Below are 25,430 nucleotides of genomic sequence, written 5' to 3' on the forward strand. Positions count from 1 at the left end.
TGTGGCTGAACTAGATCTTGCGGGCGTCACCATCGCCCTGACCGCGGAGCGTCGTTCGGAAGAATTTGCGACGCTCCTCGAACGGCGAGGTGCGGAGACGGTCCGGACCCCGGTGATTCATGTGCTTCCTCTGGTCGACGACGCTGATCTGCGAGTTCAGACCGAGGCATTGATTGCGGATCCGCCGGAACTCGTGGTGATCAGCACGGGAATCGGGTTCCGCGGTTGGCTGGAGGCGGTGGAGTCGTGGGATCTGACGGAGCAGTTTCTCGGCGCGCTGAACCGGACTCGCATCGTGGCTCGCGGTCCGAAGGCGATGGGGGCGATCCGCGGCGCGGGCTTGCGTGAGGAATGGTCGCCGTCGGGGGAGTCGTCCGAGGAAGTGCTGACGCACTTGGCCGGCGAGGGCGTCGACGGCGTTCGCGTGGCCGTTCAACTGCACGGGATCATCACCGAATGGGAACCGCTGACCGATCTGAGTGCGTCGTTGACCGACATCGGCGCGGTGGTCACGGCAGTCTCGGTCTACCGGTGGATTCGGCCGCCGGATCAGTCGCAGGTGCGTGCACTGGTCTCCGCTGTGCGTTCAGGCAGTATCGACGCGCTCACTTTCACCAGCGCCCCGGCAGTGTCGTCCATGCTCAGCACGGCCAAGGAGATGGGGGAGTTGGAACGCTTCGTCGCGGCGATGCGAGACAACGTGCCCACCTATTGCGTCGGCCCGGTGACGGCCGCACCGTTGGAACTTCTGGGCGTGCCCACCATCCAACCGGAACGCTCGCGCCTCGGTGCGTTGGCGCGGTTGATCATCGAGGATTTGCCCAGACGTCGCGCGCTCCGGGCGTGACGGCTTCGATCAGACCCCACGCGCTCTCGGCGGGCAGGTCGATTACGTCGTAGCCGCCGGTGCCTGCCGGGGTTGCGGCGATGACGGTGGCAACTCCGGCGCGTCGCTGGAAGAACGTTTCACGAACCGTCCAGCCGATCACGCCGTCGGCTTCGAGGCTGTGCCGTTTGCGGTCGAGGGAGCCGCTGCGGGTGATGAGCCAGCCGGGTAGTACTGCGTGGCCCAGTCCGTTGTACCGGTCGTAGGCAAGCCCCGCTCCGCCCACAGCGAGCACGACGACGGCGACCCAGACATAGGTGGGCACGTGAACTCCGAAGATCAGGCAGACCACTGCCGCGACCGCAACGGCCACAGCAGGGAACAGGGCTCGGGTGTATCGGCGGCGGCGGGCCGCCCCGCCGTGGGGAATGAGCGGAACGGACGCCTGCCGGCTGTCGCCGATGACCGTTGCCATGACGCGTTCCGCTTCGGCCCGTGGGCCTTGCGGCAGCAGGAGCGAGGATTCTTTTTTCTCCGCACTCACTCCCGTCATGATCGCGTCCAGGCGCGCACCGCCTGCAAGTCGAAGCAGGAGCGGTTCTTTGAGCGTCGTACCGCGCAGCCGGGCCCGGTCCAACGTTGTCGCCCTGGTCTTGAGCAGCCCGTGGCTGACGTGCAGGATGCGACCGTTGTCGGTGAGCGTCATGTCGCCGAACGCGATCAGATACTGAATGCACGCAAAGGCGCTGGAGAGGATGAGCAGTGCGACCAGCAGAACAATGACCAGCACGGTGATGCCGAGGCCTTCGAGCGATTCGACGCCTCCGGTGACCGCGGACGACTTCGCGATCGCAGAGCCGATTCCGTATTGGAACGCGATGCCGACGATTGCCGCGATGATCGCGATGCCGGTGAACGAGAAGGGCGCAAACCGAACCCAGCTCACGTGCCAGTGCCCGATTTCGACGTCCGCGGACACCGGCGCGGTCGGTGTATCGGGTGTGGGCGTGCCCCGAGACTCGCTCAGCAAGGCTCCGCGTAGATCCGGAACCAGCGCACTCGAGAGTGCGTTGAGCTCGAATTTGTTGGAATCGTGGCCGTTTCCGGCACGCTGCCCCGTGCCGATTCGCACGATCGACAGCCCCAACACGCGGTGCAGGACTCCGGCTTCGACATCGACAGACCGGATGCGACTGCGCGGCACCGAGAGCAGCTTCTTCTGGAAGACGCCGGTGCGTAGCTGAACGTGGACGGGGCCGATGCGATAGGTGGTGGTGAAATACCGCAGGAGGCCGTAGATCACGAGCAGCGTGACAACACCGAATCCCCAGTAGTGGTTGCCGCTCTGGCTGCCGAGAACAAAGGAAATCAGCAGGACCGGAAGCAGTTTGACCACTTCGTTGATCGGATGGACCAGCAGCATCCGTCGGTCGAGGCGAAGCCACGGCTGTTCCTGCTCCGCGGCCTCGGCGGCTGCGGATTCTGCTTCGTCGGGAATGTCGATCATGAGTTTGTCGATTTCGTTCATGTCGCGTCGCTCGAATTGGTCCCGGCGATTGCAGTCAGTTGTGCAACTGTACGGTCGGCCACGTCCTGATCGAGGGCGGAGATCTTCACGGCACCTGCCGACGACGCAGTCGTCACGGTGACGGTAGCGAGCCCCAGCATCCGGTCGATGGGGCCACGTTCGGTGTCGACGGTCTGGACCCGCGAGATCGGGGCGATGCGTCGTTCCTGCGTGAACCAGCCGGTGCGGGTGTACACGGCGGTGTCGCTGATTTCCCAGCGATGCACCCGGTAACGCCACATCGGCACCATCAGAATGTGTACCGCTGCGCAGAACACGGTGACCGCACCTACCGCCCCCACCACCCAGGTCGGCAGGCCGGAGATCAGGATCGCGCAGACAATTTCGGCGATGATGACCGGCGCCCAGAAAAGCGCTGCGGTGATGGCCCACAATCTGGGTGCTTTGGTGCTCGGACGCCACAGCGGATCGGCCATGGTGATGGTGTTAGACGCGGTCATGGTGCTTACTTTGGTCGAGTTGAGGCGTTCTGTCGACAACCACCCTATGGTGGAGTGTGGCGACCATGAAGGGAGCACGTGATGACTGAACAAGATTCGGCATTCAGCGCGGAGGCACCGGAGTCCGATGCTCTGGAACAGGCAACACCGGTAGATCCGAACACTCCCGACGAACCTGACCTGACCGATATTCCGCTCGACGCACCGGCGGCCGATGTTGTCGATCAGCGGCGTGAAGTTGCGATCGACGAGGAGTATCCACCTAGTTGAGTCCTGGTACTTCCGGCACCGAGTGGCAGTAGTCGTCGGGTATGGCGCATGATCGCTAGGTGAACCGAACTGGTGATGACTCCGTCAAACCCACCATGCTTCCGATGCCTGGACTGTCCGCGTCGGCAACTGGGACCGCGTCGCCTAGCCCATCAGCGATGCGACGCGTGCTGCGCCGCGCTCGCGACGGCGCGACGCTGAACGTGGACGAGGCAACGACGCTGCTGCAGGCCCGGGGAACCGACCTCGCGGACCTGTGCGCGTCGGCGGCCAAGGTTCGGGACGCGGGTTTGTTAGCCGCCGGCCGCCCGAATACGGTGACGTACTCGCGCAAGGTGTTCATTCCGCTGACCCACCTGTGCCAGGACAAGTGCCACTACTGCACGTTTGTCAAGGTCCCTGGCAAGTTGCGGGCCGAGGGACGCGGCATGTACCTCGAACCGGATGAGATCCTCGAGATTGCCCGTCAGGGCGCTGAATTAGGTTGCAAGGAAGCGCTGTTCACCTTGGGGGATCGTCCGGAAGCGCGCTGGCCGGAAGCAAAGCAGTGGCTCGACGAGCGTGGATACGACTCGACTCTGGACTACCTGCGGGCGATGTCGATTCGGGTGCTCGAGGAAACAGGACTTCTTCCGCACCTGAACCCCGGTGTGATGAGCTGGCAGGAACTTTCGCGCCTCAAGCCGGTGGCGCCGTCGATGGGCATGATGCTCGAGACCACCGCTACCAGGCTGTTCATGGACAAGGGTGAATGCCATTACGGCAGCCCGGACAAGGACCCGGCCGTCCGGTTGCGGACCCTGACCGATGCCGGTCGCCTCAACGTGCCGTTCACCACCGGCATTCTGGTCGGCATCGGCGAGAACTTTGCCGAGCGGGCCGAGTCGATCATGGCGATCCGTAAGTCGCAGAAGGCTTTCGGTCATATTCAGGAAGTCATCATCCAGAACTTCCTGGCCAAGCCCGATACCGCGATGCGAGACTCCCCGGACGCCTCGCTTGACGAGTTCCTGGCTGCGATCGCCGTTGCGCGTCTGCTGCTCGGTCCGTCGATGCGGATTCAGAGTCCGCCGAATCTGGTCTCGAACAGCGAGTGCCTTGCGCTTCTCGGCGCGGGCGTCGACGACTGGGGCGGGGTATCGCCCCTGACTCCGGATCACGTCAACCCCGAGCGTCCGTGGCCCAACCTCGAGACTCTGGCAGCGATCAGTGCGGAAGGCGGCTTCACGCTCACCGAACGCACCGCCGCTCAGCCCGCCTATGTTCTGGCCGGTGCTCCCTGGATCGACCCGCGGATCGCCGGTCACGTTCAGGCACTTGCCGATCCGAAGACCGGACTGGCCAAACTCGACACCAAGCCGGTGGGCCGGCCGTGGCAGGAACCGGACGAATCCTGGGAGTCGAGCGGACGAGTCGACCTCAACACCGAGATCGACACCGACGGCCGCAACACCGAGACTCGCAGCGACCTGGGCAGTGCCTTCGGTGACTGGGAAACCGTGCGTGAGCAGGTTCTGGAATTGAGTGCTCCGGTTCGCGTCGACACGGATCTTCTTGCGGCACTGCGCAGTGCCGAGCGTGATCCCGCCGGGTGCTCGGACGACGAATACCTGGCGCTGGCCACCGCCGAGGGCCCAGGGCTGGAAGCCGTTGTGGCACTGGCAGATGCGCTCCGCAAGGATGCCATCGGCGAAGACGTCACCTACGTCGTGAATCGGAACATCAACTTCACCAACATCTGCTACACCGGCTGCCGATTCTGCGCATTTGCGCAGCGCAAGGGCGACGCCGACGCTTTCACGCTGTCGGCCGAGGAAGTAGCAGACCGGGCGTGGGAGGCGCACGTCGCCGGCGCCACCGAAGTCTGCATGCAGGGCGGAATCGACCCGGAACTACCGGTCACCGGTTACGCGGATCTGGTGCGTGCGGTCAAGAAGCGCGTGCCGTCGATGCACGTCCACGCGTTCTCGCCGATGGAAATCGTCAACGGTGCTTCACGTAGTGGTGAGAGCATCCGCGACTGGCTCACTGCGCTGCGCGAAGCCGGTCTCGACACGATTCCCGGCACCGCGGCGGAGATCCTCGACGACGAGGTGCGCTGGATCCTGACCAAGGGCAAATTGCCTACGGCCGAGTGGATCGAAGTGGTCACCACGGCGCACGAAGTGGGCCTGCGATCGAGTTCGACCATGATGTACGGGCACGTCGATCAGCCGCACCACTGGGTCGGCCACCTCAACGTGCTGCGTGGAATCCAGGACCGTACAGGTGGATTCACGGAGTTCGTGCTGCTGCCTTTCGTGCATCAGAGCGCCCCGCTGTATCTGGCGGGTGCGTCCCGTCCCGGCCCGACCATTCGCGACAACCGCGCGGCGCACGCGCTTGCCCGCATCATGCTGCACGGGCGGATCTCCAACATCCAGACCAGCTGGGTCAAGCTGGGTATCACCGGAACGCAGATGATGCTCAACGGCGGCGCCAACGACCTCGGCGGAACCCTGATGGAAGAGACCATCTCCCGGATGGCCGGGTCCGAGCACGGCAGCGAGAAGACCGTCGCAGAACTGCGGGCGATCGCCGAAGGCATCGGTCGACCGGCTCGTGAGCGCACCACCACGCACGCGCGTCGTGACGGGGTGGCCGTCTGATGCCAGACATCCTGGGTGATCGCCGAGTTGTCGAGGTACTCGACCGAGCGGTCTGGGGCATCAACCCCGTGCTCGACCTCGCGTACAGCGATCCGTTCGGCATCAAGCGTCGTAGTTTCGAACCCACGGATCCCGAGCGCAGCGCGGCAGAGGCAGTTCTCGACGCCGTTGCCTGGGTTCTGGACGTGATCAAGTTCCCCGGAACCGCGGCGTGGTCCGTCATGACTGATGGGCAGCGATCGAAGTGGTGGACCACCCGCCTTGGCGCCCTCAACACGGTCGCTGTGGCATTTCCCGGAATTTTCGGGGTTTTGCTCAACCGGTTTCCGATCCAGGACTTGCTGGCCTTTGCCAACCAGGCTGTCGTCCTGGTGGCCGTCGCCCGCGAGCACGGCGTGACGGAACGTGATCAGCAGGTTGATCTCCTGGCATCCGTTCTGTGTCGCCGAGAAGTCAGCACTCGCGATCTGCTGAATGATGAGGACTTCACCGAAAAGGCTGTCACCAGCACAGATGGGACATGGCGACCATTCGCTCTGATCGGAACGCTGTGGCAAACCGCACAAACTTTTCGAGCAATCGGCGACGAACTGCATAAGCGCCCCCTGCGCACCAAACCGTATGAGATCGTCGGAAAGATTCCGGTGATCGGCGTGGTCGCGGACTATTTCGGCGAGCGCGGCGCGCTTGTGCGGGCAGCATCCGCGGGCGAGAAGTGGATCGCGATTCGGTCGCGGAACGCCACCACAGTAGGCTGAAATGTGTTAAGTCGCTTGCGCGCAGCAGGCGCACCTCTGGAAGGCAGGGAGAGAAGGCAGTGACCTACACGATTGCTGAACCGTGTGTAGATGTGATGGACAAGGCATGTATCGAAGAATGCCCCGTCGACTGCATCTACGAGGGTGGACGCATGCTCTACATCCACCCCGACGAATGTGTCGACTGCGGCGCGTGTGAACCTGTCTGCCCTGTCGAAGCGATCTTCTACGAAGACGACGTTCCGGAGCAGTGGAGCCCCTACATCAGCGCAAACGTCGATTTCTTCGACAACCTCGGCTCACCGGGTGGAGCCGCCAAGCTCGGCAAGGTCGACTACGACACGCCGTTCATCAAGGCGCTGCCTCCCATGGGTGAGGAATAGAGATCTTGTCTCGTACTCCGGTGGCCGCCGGGCTTCCCGATTTTCCCTGGGATTCCCTGGCGGATGTCACAGCCACGGCACACGCACATCCCGACGGCATCGTGAATCTGTCGGTGGGCACCCCGGTGGATCCGGTGGACCCGCTCATCCAGGAAGCTCTTGCATCCGTTGCGGAGATTCCGGGTTATCCGACCACCCACGGCACCCTCTCCCTGCGTGAGGCGATCGCCGAGTCACTCGATCGGCGATACAACATCCCCGATATCGATCCGGCGGCAGTGCTGCCCGCGATCGGTACCAAGGAAATGATCGCGTGGCTGCCGACCCTTCTGGGTCTGGGCGGCGACGATCTTGTGGTCATTCCGGAGTTGGCATACCCCACCTACGAGGTTGCCGCGAAGCTCGCAGGCGCTCGGATCTTGCGGGCCGACGGCTTGAACAAGCTCGGTCCCGAATCGGCGTCGCTGATCTTCGTGAACTCACCGTCCAACCCCACCGGCAAGGTTCTCGGTCTCGAGCACCTGCAGAAGGTGGTGGCGTGGGCACGTGAGCGCGGAGCCATCGTCGTATCCGACGAGTGCTACCTCGGCCTGACCTGGGAATCGGACGCACTGTCCATCCTCGATCCCCGCGTCAATGACGGTGACCTCACCGGTCTGCTGGCCGTGCATTCACTGTCGAAGACGTCGAATCTCGCGAGCTACCGCGCCGGTTTTGTCACCGGAGATCCGGCATTGGTCGCGGAACTTCTCGAGGTCCGCAAGCACGCTGGAATGATTCTGCCGCTGCCCATCCAGGCCGCGATGGAAGCCGCGCTCGGCGACGATCTGCACGAGAATGTGCAGCGTGAGCGTTACCGTGAGCGTCGGACCATCCTGCTCGACGCGGTGCGCAGTGCAGGATTCACCGTCGACAATTCCGAAGCCGGCCTGTACCTGTGGGCTACGCGGGGCGAGGCCTGCCGGGACACTGTTGCCTGGTTCGCGGAGCGAGGCATCCTGGTTGCGCCGGGCGAGTTCTACGGCCCGACCGGCGGTCAGCACGTGCGGATCGCACTGACCGCCACGGACGAGCGGATTGCCGCTGCGGCAAAGCGGCTGACGACAAGCCTTTAGTGGCCCTTAAAGGCTTCGGCTAACCACCAGGATCCGCCGTCGCTGCTGATCTTGGCGTCGATGACAAGCGGGCCACTACGTGGCCCGCTTACCCATGTACGCACGGCGTCCAGGTCTCGGGCCGTGCGTACCGTGAGGCCGTCGGCGCCGTAACCGCGGGCAATGGCCGCGAGATCGGTGTCCGGGAAGGTCACGGTAGTGCGGTCAGTGTCTGGGTCGGTGAAATGATGGACTTCGGCCCCGTACGCGCTGTCGTTGTAGACCACGATCAGCAGGGGAAGTTTCAGCCGCGCAACGGTTTCCAGCTCCGAAATGCCCATCAGGAAGCCGCCGTCGCCGAGGGCCGCGACGGGCAGACGATCCGGCTGCGCCAACGCGGTGCCGATAGCGGTGGCCAATCCCAATCCGATGGACTGGAAAGCCTGCGTGAAACAGAACCCGAAGTGATCCGGCACCGACAGGTAGGCGCTGGGGTATCCCATGAAGTTCCCCGAATCCACGGACACCGTGCGCTCCGTGGGGAGGATGGTGTCGAGTTCGAGTGAGAGCAACCGGGGATCTATCGAGTGCTCGGTGCTGAGATCCTCGAACGGAACCTGACTCCACTTCGATTCGGTCGCAATTGAATCCCGAACTGCATCGGTGCGGTAGCCGACCCGGACGGGTGCCTTGTCGAGTGCGTCCAAGGCGTCGATGGCCGTGGCCGCGCTGTCGCCGACGATGCCCAGATGGATCGGCCGGTGGGCACCCAGTGCGGCGGAGTCGAGATCGATTTGAACAACCGTCGTGTCTTTGCCGATCAGATGTCCCTGGCGCATGGTCCACATGTTGAGCGCGCATCCCCATCCGACAACAAGGTCGGCGCCGGCGATGAGTTCCGCGGATCGAGGGGACGAGAACCCGCCGGAGATGCCGAGGGAGAAGGGATCCGAGTGGAACAAGCCGTTAGCAACGGCAGATGTCGCAACCAACGCGCCGGTGTGGCGGGCAAGTTCCGCGATCTCAGGTCCGGCGTCACGAGCACCGCGTCCGGCCACGAAAACGGGGCGGTCGGCGGCGGCAAGTAGTTCGAGGAACTTTTCGAGCGCGATCCCATCCGGCCGAATATGTTGGAGTGCAGGCGCATTGGGTGGCATGTTTGCACTGGCCGCGATCTGGCTTTGCACATCGAGCGGAAGATTCAGTACGACGGTGCGGCGCTCGCGCCAAGCGGTAGTGAACGCTCGAACGGTATCCGCGACAGCAGAATCCGCGCTGTGTACCCGCTCGGCCACTGCGCCTACGCTCCGAGCGAGACCGTCCTGGTCGATCTTGAAGTTGGATTGCACTGCCGCGCCGGCGGTATCGGCGGTCAGCACGATGAGCGGGGTGCGACTCTTGGCGGCTTCGGTGATGCCGGTCAGAGCATTGGTCAAACCACATCCCTGATGGGTGGTGACCACAGCGACCGTTCCGGACATGCGCGCGTAGGCATCGGCCATGGTGGCAGCGCCGCCCTCGTGCCGGGCGGCGACAAACGGAACTCCGTGCCGCCGTAGCGCATTGGTGACGGTGAAGTTTCCGCTGCCGACTACCCCGAACGTATACCCGACGCCCAACTCTGCGAGGGTGCGTCCGACGAGGTCGGCAACGGTATTCACGAGCGTCACGAGCGCTCGACCAATGCAAAGACCCGGGCCGGACTGCCGGTTCCCCCGACGATCGGCAGGGGTGAGACAACCAGCACGGCGCCGAGTGTCGGCAGCTTGTCGACATTCAGCAACTGGGTGAGTCCGTATTTGTTGTTGCCCAACAGGTAGTAGTGCGCCGGAAACATCGGCTCGAAACCGCCTGCGGCGCCGGCATCGATTCCCACCGTCTCCACTCCGAAACCGCTGATCGGACTCGATTCGGCCAGCCACTTCGCTGCCGCTGCCGAGATACCCGGTGTGTGCGGGCCGTCGGCGTCGGCGTTGGCAAAGCGCTCCGGGTCGCCCACCCGCGAACCCCATCCGGTGCGCAGGATCAGCCACGCGCCCTCGGGAAGGGGCCCGTTCGCTGATTCCCAGGCTTCGATGTGCTCGGGTTCGAGCACGAAGTCCGCGTTCTTCTCGACCTCGGCGGTGACGTCGATGACGGCGATGGGGCCGATCAACCGGTTCGGCGGGATCTGATCGACGCTCAGGCCGTCGCGGCCGCTCACCCAGTGCGTCGGCGCATCGAGGTGGGTTCCGGTGTGCTCACCGGTATGCAGATTGTTCCAGCTCCACATCGGTCCGGCGTCGTCGAAATTGCTGACGGGTTCGAGGCTGGCGGGGATGGTGTTGGCAAACGGCTCGGGCAGCGACAGGACCGGGGTGGTGGAACTCAAGGGGGCGGTGAGGTCGACGATCTGGATGGACTGTGAACCGATTTTTGTGAGCAGGTCGTTCAGTGTGGTCATGAGCCATCCTTCGATTCGAGCGCTGCGGGTGTATTCGCACACTATCGAGGGCATTCCAGGGGAGATACTGAAGGTAGGCGTTTTTCGGTTACGGAGGGCGATATGGACGGCGTTACCGCAGTTCCGATTCCGGCCAACGAGCCGGTTCATTCCTATGCGCCCGGCAGCCCCGAGCGGAAAAGGCTCCGATCGGCTTTGCGGACTGTGTCCGACGAGCACCTCGAGATACCGCATGTGATCGGTGGAGTGGAGGTGCGCGGCTCGGGTGCGTCGGTTGATGTTGTCGAACCGCACCGCCGCGCCCACGTCCTCGGCACGTTTCAGAACGGCACCGGCGAAGACGCTGCCCGGGCGATCGAGGCCGCGTCCGCAGCAGCGCCGGGTTGGCGCGAACTGTCGTTCGACGACCGAGCTGCCGTGCTTTTGAGAGCTGCCGACCTTCTGTCCGGGCCCTGGCGCGAGCGGATCGCGGCGGCAACGATGTTGGGTCAGTCGAAGTCGGTGCAGCAGGCCGAGATTGACGCTCCTTGCGAGTTGGTGGACTTCTGGCGATTCAACGTGCACTTCGCGCGTCAGATCCTGGAGGAACAGCCGCAGTCGTCGCCGGGCGTCTGGAATCGGATGGACTACCGGCCGCTCGAGGGGTTTGTCTACGCAGTCACGCCGTTCAATTTCACCGCGATTGCCGGCAATCTTCCGACCGCCCCGGCGCTGATGGGCAACACCGTTCTCTGGAAGCCGTCACCAACTCAGAGCGTGGCGGCGTATCTGACGCTGCAACTGCTCGAAGAAGCGGGTCTGCCTCCTGGCGTGATCAATCTGGTGACCGGCGACGGCCCGGACATTTCCGCAGTGGCACTGCAGGATCGACGTCTCGCGGGAATTCACTTCACAGGTTCGACCCGAACATTCAAGTCACTGTGGGCGCAGGTAGGTGCGAACATCGACAAATATGCAGGTTATCCGCGTCTGGTCGGCGAGACCGGCGGCAAGGACTTTGTTGTCGCGCATTCCTCGGCGGACCCGGAGATCCTCACGACTGCGCTGATCCGAGGTGCCTACGAATACCAAGGTCAGAAGTGTTCGGCGGCCTCACGCGCCTACATCCCCCGAAGTCTGTGGACATCGATGCGGGACGGCTTTCTCGGGCAGGTCGACGCAATCAGCTACGGCGACGTCAACGATCTCGAGAACTTCGGCGGCGCCGTCATCGACCGTCGGGCGTTCGACAAGAGTGCGGCGGCAATCGAACGGGCGGGGGCCACCGCCGGTATCACGATCGCGGTCGGCGGCAAGTCCGACGACAGCGTCGGATACTTCGTGCGGCCGACGGTCCTGCTGGTGGACGATCCACGTGACCAGGCCATGACCGACGAGTATTTCGGTCCGATCCTCTCGATTCACGTCTACGACGACGATTCCTTTGCCCAGATCCTGGAAGAGGTGGATGCTGCGACGCCATACGCGTTGACGGGATCGATTTTTGCCACCGACCGAGCGGCAGTAGCTCAGGCAACCGCCGCATTGCGATTCACGGCCGGCAATTTCTACGTCAACGACAAGCCGAGCGGAGCGGTAGTGGGGCAACAACCTTTTGGTGGCGCCCGCGGATCCGGCACCAACGACAAGGCGGGTTCGCCCATCAACCTGTTGCGCTGGGTGTCGGCCCGTACGGTCAAGGAAACCTTTGTCGCTCCGACGGACTACCGATATCCGCACCAGGGGAACGAGACGTGAAACCGTCTGCTGTGCTTACCAATTCGCTACGCCCCGTCATCCTGGCGGCCGCTCGTTCTCCTCGATGCGAGCATGCGATTACCCGGGCGCCGCTCAGCTGTCAAGTGGTGAACCGGTTTGTCGCTGGCCGCGAGCGCAGCGACGCGATAGCGGTGGTGAGCCGATTACTCGACGACGGCCGGTACGTCTCCGTCGACTTCCTGGGAGAGAACGTGACGGACGCAGGGTCGGCGCGGGCAACCGTGCACGAATATCTGTCGCTGATCGAGGAATTGGGGAAGTTTTCCGGCGCGCTTGCTCCGGTACCGCGGGTCGAGGTGTCGGTGAAACTGTCGTCGTTGGGCGCAGAGTTGAATACCGACGTAGCCGCCGAAAACGCTCGAACTATTTGCGCGGCAGCGCAGTCCGCCGGGGTGTGGGTGACCGTGGACGCGGAGGACCACACCACCACCGATGCGACGCTCGCGACCGTGCGATCGTTGCGCGCCGATTTCCCGTGGCTGGGCACTGTCCTGCAGGCCTACCTGCGGCGCACCGAATCGGATTGCCTCACTTTCGATGATGCGCGGATCCGGCTGTGCAAGGGTGCGTACAACGAGCCCGAGGCGGTGGCCTATATCCGGCGCGAGGATGTGACGGCGTCGTACCTGCGGTGTCTCGATATCCTGTGCCGGGGAACGGGATACCCGATGGTGGCGTCGCATGATCCGGTGGTGATCGCGGCGGCGGCGCGGATGTTTTGTGGTGTCGAGCGATTCGAGTACCAGATGTTGTTCGGTATCCGGGAACCCGAGCAAGCACGGCTGGTTGCCGAGGGGCAGCATGTCCGGACATATGTTCCGTACGGCTCCGCGTGGTACCCGTATTTCATGCGCAGGCTCGCGGAACGGCCGGCGAATCTTGCGTTCTTCCTGCGCTCGGTCGTGGCCAGACAGTGATGCTGCGACGCAGTGGGATTTCTGCGTTGTGAGATGCTGTCAAAATGCTGCTTCGATCACTGAATCCCCTTGCCATCGCCCGCGGCGACGACGTCGACGACGCGATCACCATCGGGGATACGGTTCTCTCGCGCAGCCATATTCTCGGCGCTGCCACGTCGGTTGCAGAGCGGGTTGCGCAGGCCGAGCGTGTTGCGGTGCTGGCGACTCCCACGGCAAAGACCATTCTGGCGGTAGTCGGAGCGCTCATCGCAGGCGTCACTGTTGTGCCTGTGCCACCGGATTCGGGAACAGCCGAACGTGAACACATACTGAAGGACTCCGGCGCCCAGGCGTGGCTGGGGGAGACCGACGAATTGTGCGTCGGCCTGCCGGTAGTTCCGGTTCGCCTGCACGCCCGTTCGTGGCACAGCTACCCGGAACCGGCGCCGCAGTCCACTGCATTTGTCCTCTACACCTCGGGAACGACCGGACCGCCGAAGGGTGTGTTGCTGAGTCGGCGGGCAATTGCCGCAGGTCTCGATGCCTTGGCGGAGGCCTGGCAGTGGACACACCGAGACACCGTTGTCCACGGATTGCCTCTTTTTCACGTCCACGGACTGATCCTGGGCGTGCTCGGACCACTACGAGTGGGCAGCCGGTTGGTCCACACTGTGAAACCGACACCGCAGGCTTACGCGGACGCCGGCGGCTCCCTCTATTTCGGGGTGCCGACGGTGTGGTCGCGAATTGCCGACGACGAAGCGTCGGCGCGGGCGTTGGCTTCGGCCCGGCTGCTCGTCTCCGGTAGCGCACCGCTGCCCGTGCCGGTATTCGAGAAGCTGCGCGCCCTCACCGGCCACGCGCCTATCGAGCGGTACGGAATGAGCGAGACCATGCTGACCCTCAGCACCCGTGCGGACGGCGAGCGTCGGCCAGGCTGGGTGGGTTTACCGGTGCGCGGGGTCGAGACCCGGTTGCGCGACGAGGCCGGCAACGACGTGCCTCACGACGGCGAGAGCATCGGTGGACTTCAGGTTCGTGGACCCATGCTGTTCGACGGCTACCTCAATCGCCCTGATGCCACTGCCGAATCGTGGACCGAGGACGGTTTCTTCAAGACCGGTGACGTCGCGGTCGTCGACGAGGGGGGATTCCACCGCATCGTGGGCCGTGAATCCATCGATCTGATCAAGACGGGCGGCTTCCGAGTGGGGGCCGGCGAGATCGAGACGGCCATCCTGGGGCATCCCGGTGTCGCTGAGGTCGCGGTTGTCGGCGTTCCCGATCCTGACCTCGGTCAGCGGATCGTGGCATGGGTTGTTCGGCGGCCCTCAACACCCGAGGTCACAGAACCGGACCTCGTGGATCTGGTGGGTGCGCAGTTGTCCGCGCACAAGCGTCCACGCGAAATTCGGTTTGTCGACACCCTGCCGCGGAACGCGATGGGCAAGGTGCAAAAGCGCTTGTTACTGCCCGAATAATCTTGTTTGGTTGGTTTTTCTGTGTTTTTCGCTACACTACCCGCCGGTAAGACTTGCTCCAGTTGCGTGCGCAACTGGCATCGGAGGGACAGGTTTCATGGCGGGCGGACGGCATTCGAGCGCTGACAGCGGGCGATCATTCGGTTTTTACGCAGTCGGCGGGATGGTTGCGCTGGCGCTCGTTGCCACCGGAATTGTCGTCTTCAAGTCCGTGCAACCCGATACCTGCGACAGCGTCGAAGACTTCACCCTGGCAGCAGACCCGTCCATAGCGCCGTCGATATCCGAGGTGTTGGCCGGAACCACCCCGGAGCAGACGGACTGCATGCACGTCGTTGTCGAAGCAGCACTGCCAGGCGACGTGGTCGGACGATTGGGTAAGGGCGCCGATGCACCGGATCTGTGGATTCCGGACTCCACGTCGTGGATCAGCAAAGCAGCTCTCACTGCGGCCGGTCCGGTTGCCGCCGCCGGCGGTTCCATCGCGACGTCTCCAGTGGTGCTGGCATCCGGAGGTGAGGAGTTTGCCGACTGGCTGTCGGTGCTCCAAGTGCCCGATCTTGCGCTCGGCAATCCGCTGTCCACCGGAATCGCGTCCGCTCCGATCCAGGCTGCACTGGCCGAGAGCGGGAGCGGCGCGGATGCTGTTCGCACGGCTTTGGTGCCGCACGCCCAGGCCGAAAGTGTGCGCGCCGAGGACCAGCCTGTCGGCGCGAAGATGCTGACCGAACTTGTCACTACCGGCAAGGTAGGGGTGTCGACCGAACAGCAGGTCACCCAGTTCGCAAACACCGCCATCAGCGCGACGGTACCGTCCACCGGAACTGTGCTGATGGACTATCCGTTGGTGGTAAGTGCCTCGGCGCCCGATCGTCATTACGCCGCGGCGCAGAAAGCAAAAGTCCTCGCGACGCTCTTCGAGAGCCCGGAGTCACAGGAAATACTGGCTCGCAACGGTTTTCGCGACCCGTCCGGCCAGGGACAGGTAGATGGGGGCGTCGGAGCTGTCCAGGCCTTGCCGGTGCCGGACCAAGCCGCACTCGACAAGACGCTCGGATCCTGGGCATTGTTGGCTAAACCGATCCGTACTCTCGTCGCGATCGACGTGTCGTCGTCGATGGACTTCCCGGCCGCCGGTGGGAAGACCCGCATGGACCTCACGACAGCTGCCGCGCTCACCGGCAACCAGGTGTTCCCGGACAGTGTCGCAGCCGGACTCTGGGCCTTCTCCCAGGGCATGAACGGAACCCAGGACTACCAGGAACTGGTTCCGATTCGCCGCTACGACACCATGGTTGGTGGATTAACGCAGCGAAGCCTCATGGCAGAGCAGACCAAGACCTTGACGAAACTCAAGCGCGGCGCAACGGGCCTCTACGACACCACACTCGCGGCGTTTCGGAAGGTTCAGGAATCGTACGACCCGCGCGCGGTCAACAGTGTGATCATCCTGACCGACGGTGCCAACGAGGATCCCGACAGCATCACGCGCGAGCAGTTGCTCGACGTGCTCGAACGGGAGCAGGACCCAGCGCGACCGGTGATCATCGTGACCATCGGAATCACCGACGACGCCGATGCGGCTGCGCTGGCAGACATTTCACGGGTGACCGGCGGGTCCACCTACATCGCCCGTGATCCGTCGGAAATTTCCGGCGTGTTTGTCAACGCATTGGCTCACCGCGGCGCTTAGCGCGTCAGGACGAGCGCATCACCGTCGGTGACGGCAATGGTGTGTTCGCTGTGCGCTGTGCGTGATCCGTCGGCCGAGCGGATGGTCCATCCGTCGTCGTCGAAGATGATCTTGTCGGTTGTGAGAGCGAACCACGGTTCGATCGCGAGGGTCAGTCCGCGTCGCAGTTTCATGCCGCGACCTGCGCGTCCGATGTTGGGGATGTGCGGATCTTCGTGCATGGTGCGGCCGAGTCCGTGTCCACCGAATTCGGTGTTCACCGGGTAGCCGTAATCGGCTGCGACAGCGCCGATCGCAGCGGAGATGTCGCCGAGGCGATTGCCTGGCCGGGCGACTGCAATAGCTGCGGTGAGGGCACGTTCGGTGGCTTCGATGAGGCGTTGGTCCTCGGCGCGGGGAACGCCGACGATGAGACTGCGCGCCGAGTCTGCAACCCACCCGTCGATGGAGACCGCGATGTCCATGGTCAGCAGATCGCCGTCCTGTAGCACGTAGTCGTGCGGAAGTCCGTGCAGCACTGCGTCGTTGACGGAAAGGCAGATGACGTTGCGGAAGGGTCCACGTCCGAAGGACGGTGAGTAGTCCCAGTAGCAGGACACGGCGCCGCGTTCTTCGATCAGGTGGCGGGCGCGGTGCTCGAGGTCGAGGAGATTGACTCCGGGCTTGGCGCGAGCAGCGAGATCGGCGAGTAGTTCGGCGATGAACGCGCCGGTGACGCGCATTGCTTCGATCTCGTTGGTTGTTTTCAGTTCCACCACAGGAATTTCCTTTCGGGCCGGTATTAAAATACCACCATACGGTACTCTGGTCGCATGGTGCGACTTCCGTTAACTCCGGCCCAGCTTGCTGTCGGTCAGCAGTTGGGCGCCTATCTGCGTCAGGCCCGCGGTGGTCGCACGCTTGTCGATGTGGCGGAGGCCGCCGCGATTTCGCCGGAAACACTGCGCAAGATCGAGACCGGGCGCATGCCGACGCCGGCGTTTGTCACGATTGCCGCACTCGCCGATGTGCTCTCGGTGCCACTCGATGAGCTTGCCCGGATCTGCCTCGCCCGCGTGACTGTTTAGGCGGCTTCGGGGCTGACCCACGGTATCGGAAGTGGCGGGGCGACCGACGAATACCGGTGGCCGGTAGGCGTTGTGGTCGTGAAGGAGTGCCTGGTGCCGGGTGCGTGATCGTCGGTTTCGGCGTACCAGTCCAATCCCTGTTTGGCGTAATTGCATGCCGCGCACAGTCCTGCACCGTTGACTGCGCTGGTGGCGCCGCCTCTCTGGTGGTCGCGAATGTGGTCGCGATGACGAACGGGTGCGTCGCACCACGGTGTGCGGCAGCTTCGATCGCGGAGGTCGATCAACTGCGCCAGTCCCTTCGGGAAGATTCTGGACTTGGACTCCATAGCTGTCAGCTCTCCCGTGGAGGGGCAGGCATAGAGCCTCCGGATGTCTTTGCCGGACTGCGCAATCCACTCTCGGGCAATGCCGGCGGGGATAGGCCCGTAGCCGTTGACGTGTGCGGGGTCTGTGGCATCGCCGAAGAGTGTTTGGTCGGAAATCACAAGATTCACGGTGACGGGTGTGGGCGTTGCGCGCCCGATTCCGGTGACTCGCTCGACGAGGAGATCCGCCATGATCTGAGCGCGAGTGCGATCATCGCCACGCGCGAGGATGGAATCTGCATCTCGCATTAATGTGGCGTGAACGGCAACCCCTTCCGAGACCGGGAGCAGAACACTGAGGTAGCACATAGTGTCGGGCGCCGGGCGTGATGTCACCCGGCGGTCACCCACGGCTTTGCGGGCGCGCCGGACTACGCTTTCGGCATCTACCTCGGCGGTGCGTGCGCGGATTCTGGCGGTCAATTGTTGGTCTCCGCAGCCGGCCAGGTTATCTGCGTCGCAGCAGAACTCGCGATCGAGTGCGGCGCGATCTTGGACTGTGAGGCAGGCGGTTTCGCGCATGAGGATGGTGGCCCGCTGCTCGTTGATGGCGCCGTAGATCAGGAGTCTGAGTGTGTAGGGCATCTCGTCGTTCAGTGCGCGTGCAAGGCTCAGGTGTTGAGTGCCCGACCAGACTGATTCGCGTCTAGCGAGAGCAACTTGGGCGTTGATTCCGCGACCCTGATGTGCAACTGGAACGCCGCGTTCGCCACGGTCTTTGCGAGTGGAAGCATCCAGATCAGCAGCTAGCAATGCTTGTGCGCCTGCACAACTGGCTTTCAGTTCCTCGAGTGCACGCAGCAAGTCAACTCGTGCTGCATTGTCGACGGAACGATCCATGTCGATCAGTACTGAACGAAACTGTGTAATCGTGTGGTCGGAAACTGCGGTCGTCATCATTGCCCCCCGGTAATGTCGAACGTGCATTCGATCTTACCGTCGAACATCCACCTGCGCAATAGTTTTGGCTTGCTGATCTGTTTGGATCAAAGTGGGCGCGCGATCATGCCGCTTGCGCGCACGTACATTTTGCGACTCCCTCAGGGGTTTTGTATCCCGCGCCGATCTAACTCCGAGCGAAACTGCATCGTGTTAGAAGATTCTTAATGCCCCGCGTTGCGACGATGTCACGGTTTGTTCTCCGTGCCTAATTTTTGGTGTGGGTGAGTTCTCGGGGTACTGAGACTTAATTCCATGTGATTGGTGTATTTCAGGCTAATGTAGGCGAGCTGGAAATAAACCTGAGTGGAGGAGTCTGATGACGGAGCCCGTGCCCAATCTGAGGGAGTTCGCGGCTCGACTTGCCCAGGGGCCAGCTTTCCTGATTATCGGTGAAAGCTCGGAGTTGCACCCTGAGAGTCTCGGCATTAACTACAGTTGGAGCGGCGTCTACACTTCGCAAGTCGATGAGGCAATTGCAGCCGAGTTCCGGGCGGAGTGGCGGACGGCAACCTCCGTAGGTGCAATGTCATCCCCACCGTCGCGTAGCCAGACTGATTTGCAGATTCGCTATCTATTTGGCGGGCGACACCTACCTGAAGGTGAGCGGCCGCCGTCAGATCCGCTCGAAGAAGCGGACGCGCGTATGCGCTGCATCCATGAATTGTCACGCCTAGTTAGCGAGACTGTTACGCCTAGGGGCGTAATTGTAATCGATGGCTGGACCCCCGGCGATCGACTTGCAAATAGTGACTTGATACCGAGTCTGCGTGATCTCGGCCCCGAACAGGTTCATCTCTTTTCGGGAGCAGTGTGGTCTGGCGACCCGTTTGTCGTGAGCCTCGTGAAGGCTGGCCAGTTGGTGTTGCATCGAGAGTCGCTCGATGAGGCCTTTACCGAGCTCGCTGAAGCGGGTGCGATCTCAACTGTGGCCACGACAGGGTCCACCCGTGGCGCACAACACGTTATTGCCCTCGGTGATGGTTTCGTTCAGATCGATATTCACACATGGAACCAGATCCGCAGGTCGGCACGTCCAATCGATCTTGAGTTACTTACGCCACCGGTTTTCAGCTCACAAGCGGCGCGTTACCACGAGTTTCGCAGCTTCGCGGGTGCTACGGAAGGACTGCCTCGATGGCGTGGTATCGCGGCAGGTATGAATATTCGTCGGGACTTCGAGAGAGTTTTGGCGGCCAAAGTCGCCGAGGCATTGAAAGAACGGGATCTCACACCGCCAATTGTTGTACGTGGACAGACCGCGACAGGAAAGAGCGTTGCTCTAGCAGCGTTGGCAATGGATTTAGCGCGAACAGGCAACCTAGCCGTTTTGCACCAATCTCGTCATACCGCGAGGCCTACACTCGATGATATCGACTCTTACGCGTCATGGGCGGAGGCGCGGGGCGCGAAAGCGACAGTGCTCGTGTGGGACGGGATGGTACACCCGGATGAGTATTCCGCTCTTTGGCGTCAGCTACGCAGTCGGGGTCGCAAGGTTTTGATAGTTGGTTCGGCGTATCTCGCTAAGTTTGACAGCTCAATTCCAATCGACGCTTCGGCGGAGCTCACCGAAAGCGAATCGACCCAACTGCGAGCGCTTCTGAAGACTTTTGACGTGGATGTACCAACGCCCAAGTTTCGGTTGGACACTAGCTTCCTTGCCTTTCTGTACCACGCCCTCCCTGAGTCGCATTTCACTCTCCGCAGGGGTCTAGCTCACGAGATGCGTGCTGCAGAAGTAGGGATGGAGGTACTCGTTCGTGAGCGTGGTGCGAATGTTTCGCCCGGCGACCGACTTACAACTATGGCTGCAGCGCTCCAGGCAGCAGGGCTCCAACTTGACACTCTCTTTCCCAGCACCGCGGATGGTGACAAGCCCCTAAGGGAACAGGCTTTTGGGGAGCGAAGTTCGATCCAAAAAGTGACTACGTTGGTGCTCGTGGCTGGCCGTCACGGAGTGCCGGTTCCGATCGACCTTGCACTGCGCATACTCGGTCGGGAGGGTTCGCAGAGTATCCGGGATGCACTTCATTCGTTCGATATCATCCGCGATATTGACGACGATAATGGCGAATATTTCTTGAGTGCTCGGTCGCACCTGGAGGCAGAACTTCTCGCTCGCCACGAGATCTCTCTTGAGGTCGAGATCGAGGTCATCACTGAGGCGATACGGAACGTTCGAGTGCACGAGGTTCACGGCGGCGCAGCCGACGAGGTTCAATTCGTTGTTTCATTGCTGGATCGAATCAGTCCGAATGCGCAGGCCGCACAGTATAGGCCCTACTACGGTGCGATATCTGAGGCGTTGTGTGTGCGACGAGAGCAGACGGGTGCTGTCCACCCACGTTTGGTTCTCCAAGAATCGAATTTTGCACGGGGTTATGTCCATTGGCGAAATGAGGTTGGTGACGGCACGTCTGATGACCGCATTGCCGACCTTGAGCACAACCGTGATCTGCTTGACGAGGTTCTGTCGGACAGCACGTTCTCTGCCATGATGCGCCTATCGCTCACTGTCGAACTGGCTTCGACCCTGGGCGCAATAATGCACGAGATTTCTAAGGACTCCGCTCCCGCGAGAACGTCAGGTCTTGTAGGCCGCCTTGACGACATACTTACGGCAGTTCTCCGGGCGAGGGCAATCGATCCAGGAAATTTGCACCCCGTCGACGTATTGGCGTGGTCGACGCGTGATGCGATCAGGACTGAGGCGCTGTCGCCGCGTGATCGACTTAACCGTCTCGCGAACGCCGTTGCTACCCTTGACTCAATCGACCGGGAATCGATTAGCGAACGGCAGCGGGCCAAATTAGATAGACGTGGCGCAGAACTCAATACACTTCTGAGTGATGACGATGCGGTTTGGGCGCATCTCAGCCGCTTGGAGAGCAATACGGACCCAGCGGCGACCTACTTCTTAGCGAAGTTCGAAGCGGAGAGCGGTCTTGCAGGGGAGGTTGCCGCGCTCAACCGCCTGCAGAGCGCGCCGTTAATCACACGCCTTGACTGGCGCTGCGCGCAGATGCTTCTGGAATTGACGTGGCGCAGAATCACCGGAAAACGGCTGCTGGGTGGTGAGCGTGTACCGGTCCATCTTTCAGACGTGGACCTTCAAACTTTGATGCAGCTAACTGTCGAACTCAGTGACGCAGATCTGCCGGATCGATACAAGCTGCTCTTCGTACAGGCACTAGTACAGTTCACGCTAGGCTACTATTCGGATGCGACCGGCACGTTTCGGGAAGTAAACCGGCTGACTCAGCAGCTCGCCAAACGCATTAACACGCAAGTACTCCTAGCTGAACCGTCGGGTGTGCCAAGGATTTTCACAGGTCGGGTTCAATGGGCGGATACTCGTCGTGGCGAAGTTTGGGTAAACGAACTCGGAACGAGTGTTGCTTTTGAGCCACGTCTATTTTCCGCCTCACAGGAGTTCGCAAGAAACCAACAACTACCAGCCTTCATTATTGGTTTCAAACTGACACGCGGACCTGTCGCCGAACCACGTAATATGTATCGAGATGAGCGGCAGCGATGACCGATCCGTTCAGCGTAGTCGCCAGAAACAAGCTGCTCTGCTGCGGTGTGGAATTGGAATACCACAAGCCGCCCGATCTGAACCCGAAACGGCCGACCGTAGCTGACTTTGATGCCTTGGTTACGGAGTACTACACGCTGTTTCGCGAAAATATGCGCGGGGATGTCGCCTTTCTCTTGTCAATTGAGAGAAAGCGTGAAGTCGTCGAGTTTGACAACGCAGTATATCTACTGCGCACGGCGAAGCAGCATACAGACAATCCGAAAGCAACTGCCTTCTATGATAGTTGGACCGGCACTAGGACATTTCAAACTGCGGCCGAAGCCTTGGCTGTTTGCTTTACAAATGCGCTTTTGCAACTGGTGGTAGTGAGCAACCTTGTGCGGCGAGATTCGGAACTTACCGAGGCGTGGAAAAGTCGGGCATCCATCGAACCCGCGTCGATATTCGAGGCCGTATGTGACGACCTCAAGGTTCGCTTCTCTGTAGCTAACAAGAAGAGGCTGATTCGTAATGTGACGAACCGTGTTCAGCGTCTGCGCGCAGATGTAGACACACGTGTTGCTACAGAGGGTTTCTGCGTCGAGGAGATTGTCGCTCAGTCCATTTCATTGCCTGTACCGTATGTCGAAATTCTAGACAGACTCGGCCTCATCGGCGCGAGCAACGCATCGGCGGCGTTGCTGATGGCTTACTCGGTCCAGGCATCCACTAACCTTACAGGCGATGAGTTCCTCCTCAGAGTGGAGGAGACTTGGAAAGTGGCGACTTCGCGATTTGGAGCTGTCCATGACCGAGCGGATGTAGTCCGTCAAACTGTCCGGCCATCTCGTTGATCAGATGGGTGCGAAGAATTCTCTAGCGTGCGGATCTCCGCTTGTGAGAACAGTCGGGTTGATGTTGATCCTTGCGCCACCGCGAGTTTGCGTATCCAAGCGCGGCGATCACCGCAAAAAGGACTGCCGTCGAGATCAACTGATCCCGGGCGTCTTCGTCGAACAGCATGAGGACAACAAACGCTCCGAGCATCGCCAGTGTGGCGTAACTCAGGTACGGGAACAGCCACATGCGGATGGTCAGTTTGCCTTCGGCTTCGAGTTGCTTCCGCAGCCGAAGGTGGGAGATCACGATGAAAATCCAGATGACGAGCAAAGCGGCGCCGACTGCATTGAGCAGGATGCCGAGGAGGTCGTCTGGCAGAAGCCAGTTGAGCATGACGGAGACGAAGCCGAAGAACACGGACAGCAATACCGCATTGGTCGGAACTCCCGTGCTCGAGAGTTTGGCCATGAATGCGGGGCCGTCGCCGCGTCGTGACAGAGAGAAGGCCATGCGTGAGGTGCCGTAGATGTTGGCGTTGAAAGCCGACAGCAAGGCAACAACCACAACAAGTTCCATGAAGCCGGCAACACCGGGGATGTTGGCCAGATTGAGGACGGAGACAAAGGGACTTGTCTCGAGATCGGGATCGTTCCACGGCAGAACCAACACCATGATCGAGATAGCGCCGATGTAGAAGACGCTGATACGCCAGACGACGCTGCGGACGGCGAGCGCGATGGAGCGTTCCGGATTCTCCGATTCCGCCGCGGCGATGGTGACGATTTCGATACCGCCGAACGCGAAGGCAACAACAAGAAGGCCGGCAGCGACACCCGAGAACCCGTTGGGCATGAACCCGCCCTGGCCGAAGAGGTTCGAGGTTCCCACCGGGTCAGTATCGGGAAGCAGGCCGAACACCAGCAGTACACCGATGATCAGGAAGCCGATGATGACGGTGACTTTGATTGCCGCGAACCAGAATTCGAACTCGCCGAAGTTACTGACCTTGGCCAGGTTCACGATGGCAAAGAACACCACGAAGACCAGCGCGATCATCCATTGCGGTATCGACGGCAGCCATTCGTTGACGATGGCGGACGCCCCGGTGATCTCGGCGCCCAGAACCATGATGAGCATGAACCAGTAGAGCCAGCCCATCACGAAACCGGCCCACTCGCCGATCCCGAGGCGCGCGTAATGCGAGAACGAACCACTGGCGGGAATCGCAGCACCCATCTCGCCGAGCATTCGCATCACGAAGACGACTACGGCGCCCGCGATGATGTAGGACAGTAGGACCGCGGGACCGGCCGTCGCGATACCGACGCCCGTTCCGAGAAACAGGCCGGCGCCGATGGCCGAGCCCAGGCCCATCATCGTCAGATGGCGGACCTTGAGACCCTGGCCGAGAGCGGTGGTCGTTTCTTCGGGGGCGTCGGTATTACTCATCAGTCGTTGGCGTGAAGTGCGGCATTCAATTCGACGCCGGTGCCCTTCCACGGCACGACCTCGACGGCACCAGAAACGGAGTTGCGACGGAACAGCAGGTTGGACTTGCCGCTCAGAGCCAATGCCTTGACGACGGTTCCGTCGGGGCCGGTGACCTTGGTGCCTGCGGTGACGTACAGACCGGCTTCGAGGACGCAGTCGTCCCCGAGGGAGATGCCGAGTCCGGCGTTGGCGCCGAGGAGGCAACGCTTGCCGACGGAGATCGTTTCCTTGCCGCCACCGGACAGGGTGCCCATGATGGACGCGCCGCCACCCACATCGGAACCGTCGTCGACGACAACGCCTGCGGAGATGCGGCCTTCGACCATGGAGTTACCGAGTGTGCCGGCGTTGAAGTTCACGAAGCCTTCGTGCATGACAGTGGTGCCCGAGGCAAGGTGTGCGCCCAGGCGGACACGGTCGGCGTCGGCGATACGGACACCCGAGGGGACGACGTAGTCGACCATGCGGGGGAACTTGTCGACGCTGAAGACGGTGACAACGCCGCGGATGCGCAGACGCGAGCGGACCTGCTCGAAGCCTTCGACAGCGCAGGGCCCGAAGTTGGTCCACACAACGTTGGCGAGGAGGCCGAACTGGCCGTCGAGGTTGACGCCGTGCGGCGCAACGAGGCGGTGGGAAAGCAGGTGAAGGCGCAGGTAGACGTCGTACGCGTCGACGGGAGCCTTGGAGAGGTCAGCGATGGTGGTGCGGACGATGACCTGCGAAACCTCGCGTGCCTCGTCGGTTCCCGCCAGCAGTGCGAGATCGGAAGGAATGTCAGTTCCCTCGACGTTCTCGGTACCGGTCGTCTCGAATGTTCCCAGCTCCGGTGCGGGGAACCAGGTGTCGAGGACGGTACCGTCCGCGGTCACGTTGGCGATACCTACTGCTGATGCTCCGTGTGCGCTCACAGGACTAGAG

The 25,430-nt window shown here is 62.0% G+C and carries 21 protein-coding genes; 13 read left to right on the top strand and 8 right to left on the bottom strand.

All coding sequences use genetic code 11. The features are described from left to right. Position 1: 1 nt before the first annotated feature. Complete coding sequence (locus FEZ60_RS26295; RefSeq protein ID WP_033234462.1) at positions 2 to 847, top strand: uroporphyrinogen-III synthase; 846 nt, start codon at positions 2 to 4, stop codon at positions 845 to 847. On the opposite strand, the gene FEZ60_RS26300 is transcribed toward FEZ60_RS26295, so the two are convergent. Continuing rightward, entirely contained in the window at positions 807 to 2,354 is a 1,548-nt protein-coding gene (locus FEZ60_RS26300) for a PH domain-containing protein (protein ID WP_172937427.1), read from the bottom strand. The genes FEZ60_RS26295 and FEZ60_RS26300 overlap by 41 nt on opposite strands. After that, positions 2,351 to 2,854 carry a PH domain-containing protein gene (locus tag FEZ60_RS26305; protein WP_172937428.1) on the bottom strand — a complete coding sequence of 168 codons (504 nt, stop codon included), beginning with the start codon at positions 2,852 to 2,854 and terminating at the stop codon, positions 2,351 to 2,353. Before FEZ60_RS26305 ends, FEZ60_RS26300 begins: the two co-directional genes overlap by 4 nt. 81 nt (positions 2,855 to 2,935) lie before the next feature. On the opposite strand from FEZ60_RS26305, the gene FEZ60_RS26310 reads away from it, so the two are divergent. The 5 genes from FEZ60_RS26310 (at position 2,936) to dapC (ending at position 8,028) form a co-directional block, all read left to right on the top strand. Beyond that, positions 2,936 to 3,124: a hypothetical protein gene (locus FEZ60_RS26310; protein ID WP_172937429.1), complete on the top strand. Its 189-nt coding sequence runs from the start codon at positions 2,936 to 2,938 to the stop codon at positions 3,122 to 3,124. A gap of 95 nt (positions 3,125 to 3,219) precedes the next feature. Further along, on the top strand, positions 3,220 to 5,772 hold the full coding sequence (locus FEZ60_RS26315) for a bifunctional FO biosynthesis protein CofGH (protein ID WP_172937478.1): 2,553 nt from the start codon (positions 3,220 to 3,222) through the stop codon (positions 5,770 to 5,772). Beyond that, positions 5,772 to 6,530, top strand: a complete 759-nt coding sequence (locus tag FEZ60_RS26320; RefSeq protein WP_172937430.1) for a hypothetical protein — start codon at positions 5,772 to 5,774, stop codon at positions 6,528 to 6,530. Before FEZ60_RS26315 ends, FEZ60_RS26320 begins: the two co-directional genes overlap by 1 nt. A gap of 59 nt (positions 6,531 to 6,589) precedes the next feature. Then, positions 6,590 to 6,913, top strand: a complete 324-nt coding sequence (gene fdxA, locus FEZ60_RS26325) for a ferredoxin (RefSeq protein ID WP_033234456.1) — start codon at positions 6,590 to 6,592, stop codon at positions 6,911 to 6,913. A 5-nt stretch (positions 6,914 to 6,918) separates the two neighbouring features. Continuing rightward, the gene (dapC, locus tag FEZ60_RS26330; RefSeq protein ID WP_033234455.1) at positions 6,919 to 8,028 is read left to right on the top strand and encodes a succinyldiaminopimelate transaminase; all 1,110 of its coding nucleotides are present in this window, start codon (positions 6,919 to 6,921) and stop codon (positions 8,026 to 8,028) included. Here the strand turns inward: dapC and FEZ60_RS26335 are convergent. After that, entirely contained in the window at positions 8,025 to 9,677 is a 1,653-nt protein-coding gene (locus FEZ60_RS26335) for a thiamine pyrophosphate-binding protein (protein ID WP_172937431.1), read from the bottom strand. The genes dapC and FEZ60_RS26335 overlap by 4 nt on opposite strands. Next, entirely contained in the window at positions 9,674 to 10,450 is a 777-nt protein-coding gene (locus tag FEZ60_RS26340; protein ID WP_172937432.1) for a cyclase family protein, read from the bottom strand. Before FEZ60_RS26340 ends, FEZ60_RS26335 begins: the two co-directional genes overlap by 4 nt. Positions 10,451 to 10,552: 102 nt before the next feature. On the opposite strand from FEZ60_RS26340, the gene pruA reads away from it, so the two are divergent. The 4 genes from pruA to FEZ60_RS26360 all read left to right on the top strand — a co-directional run bounded on the left by pruA (position 10,553) and on the right by FEZ60_RS26360 (position 16,281). Then, on the top strand, positions 10,553 to 12,187 hold the full coding sequence (pruA, locus tag FEZ60_RS26345; RefSeq protein ID WP_172937433.1) for an L-glutamate gamma-semialdehyde dehydrogenase: 1,635 nt from the start codon (positions 10,553 to 10,555) through the stop codon (positions 12,185 to 12,187). Then, on the top strand, positions 12,184 to 13,125 hold the full coding sequence (locus FEZ60_RS26350; protein WP_172937434.1) for a proline dehydrogenase family protein: 942 nt from the start codon (positions 12,184 to 12,186) through the stop codon (positions 13,123 to 13,125). Before pruA ends, FEZ60_RS26350 begins: the two co-directional genes overlap by 4 nt. Positions 13,126 to 13,169: 44 nt before the next feature. Then, complete coding sequence (locus FEZ60_RS26355) at positions 13,170 to 14,588, top strand: acyl-CoA synthetase (protein WP_172937435.1); 1,419 nt, start codon at positions 13,170 to 13,172, stop codon at positions 14,586 to 14,588. Between the two features lie 97 nt (positions 14,589 to 14,685). Then, positions 14,686 to 16,281: a substrate-binding domain-containing protein gene (locus tag FEZ60_RS26360; protein WP_045069479.1), complete on the top strand. Its 1,596-nt coding sequence runs from the start codon at positions 14,686 to 14,688 to the stop codon at positions 16,279 to 16,281. Here the strand turns inward: FEZ60_RS26360 and map are convergent. Next, on the bottom strand, positions 16,278 to 17,039 hold the full coding sequence (gene map, locus FEZ60_RS26365) for a type I methionyl aminopeptidase (RefSeq protein WP_033234450.1): 762 nt from the start codon (positions 17,037 to 17,039) through the stop codon (positions 16,278 to 16,280). The genes FEZ60_RS26360 and map overlap by 4 nt on opposite strands. A gap of 54 nt (positions 17,040 to 17,093) precedes the next feature. Between map and FEZ60_RS26370 the strand changes: the two genes are divergently transcribed. After that, positions 17,094 to 17,348, top strand: a complete 255-nt coding sequence (locus FEZ60_RS26370) for a helix-turn-helix transcriptional regulator (protein ID WP_045069480.1) — start codon at positions 17,094 to 17,096, stop codon at positions 17,346 to 17,348. Here FEZ60_RS26370 and FEZ60_RS26375 read toward each other — a convergent pair. Next, a complete protein-coding gene (locus FEZ60_RS26375; protein WP_242484834.1) occupies positions 17,345 to 18,613 on the bottom strand; it encodes an HNH endonuclease signature motif containing protein in 1,269 nt (422 codons plus the stop codon). The two genes, FEZ60_RS26370 and FEZ60_RS26375, sit on opposite strands and share 4 nt — an antisense overlap. Before the next feature lie 361 nt (positions 18,614 to 18,974). Between FEZ60_RS26375 and FEZ60_RS26380 the strand changes: the two genes are divergently transcribed. Beyond that, positions 18,975 to 22,196 carry a hypothetical protein gene (locus tag FEZ60_RS26380; RefSeq protein WP_202026520.1) on the top strand — a complete coding sequence of 1,074 codons (3,222 nt, stop codon included), beginning with the start codon at positions 18,975 to 18,977 and terminating at the stop codon, positions 22,194 to 22,196. Continuing rightward, entirely contained in the window at positions 22,193 to 23,032 is an 840-nt protein-coding gene (locus FEZ60_RS26385) for a hypothetical protein (protein WP_172937436.1), read from the top strand. Before FEZ60_RS26380 ends, FEZ60_RS26385 begins: the two co-directional genes overlap by 4 nt. A 22-nt stretch (positions 23,033 to 23,054) precedes the next feature. Here the strand turns inward: FEZ60_RS26385 and FEZ60_RS26390 are convergent, their stop codons facing one another. Together FEZ60_RS26390 and dapD are read right to left on the bottom strand one after the other, a co-directional pair. Next, entirely contained in the window at positions 23,055 to 24,467 is a 1,413-nt protein-coding gene (locus FEZ60_RS26390) for an amino acid permease (protein WP_172937437.1), read from the bottom strand. Beyond that, positions 24,467 to 25,420, bottom strand: a complete 954-nt coding sequence (gene dapD, locus FEZ60_RS26395) for a 2,3,4,5-tetrahydropyridine-2,6-dicarboxylate N-succinyltransferase (RefSeq protein ID WP_033234446.1) — start codon at positions 25,418 to 25,420, stop codon at positions 24,467 to 24,469. Before dapD ends, FEZ60_RS26390 begins: the two co-directional genes overlap by 1 nt. Positions 25,421 to 25,430: the final 10 nt, after the last annotated feature.

The sequence above is a fragment of the Rhodococcus sp. MS16 genome (assembly GCF_013277795.1).
Taxonomy (GTDB): Bacteria; Actinomycetota; Actinomycetes; order Mycobacteriales; family Mycobacteriaceae; genus Rhodococcus_F; species Rhodococcus_F globerula.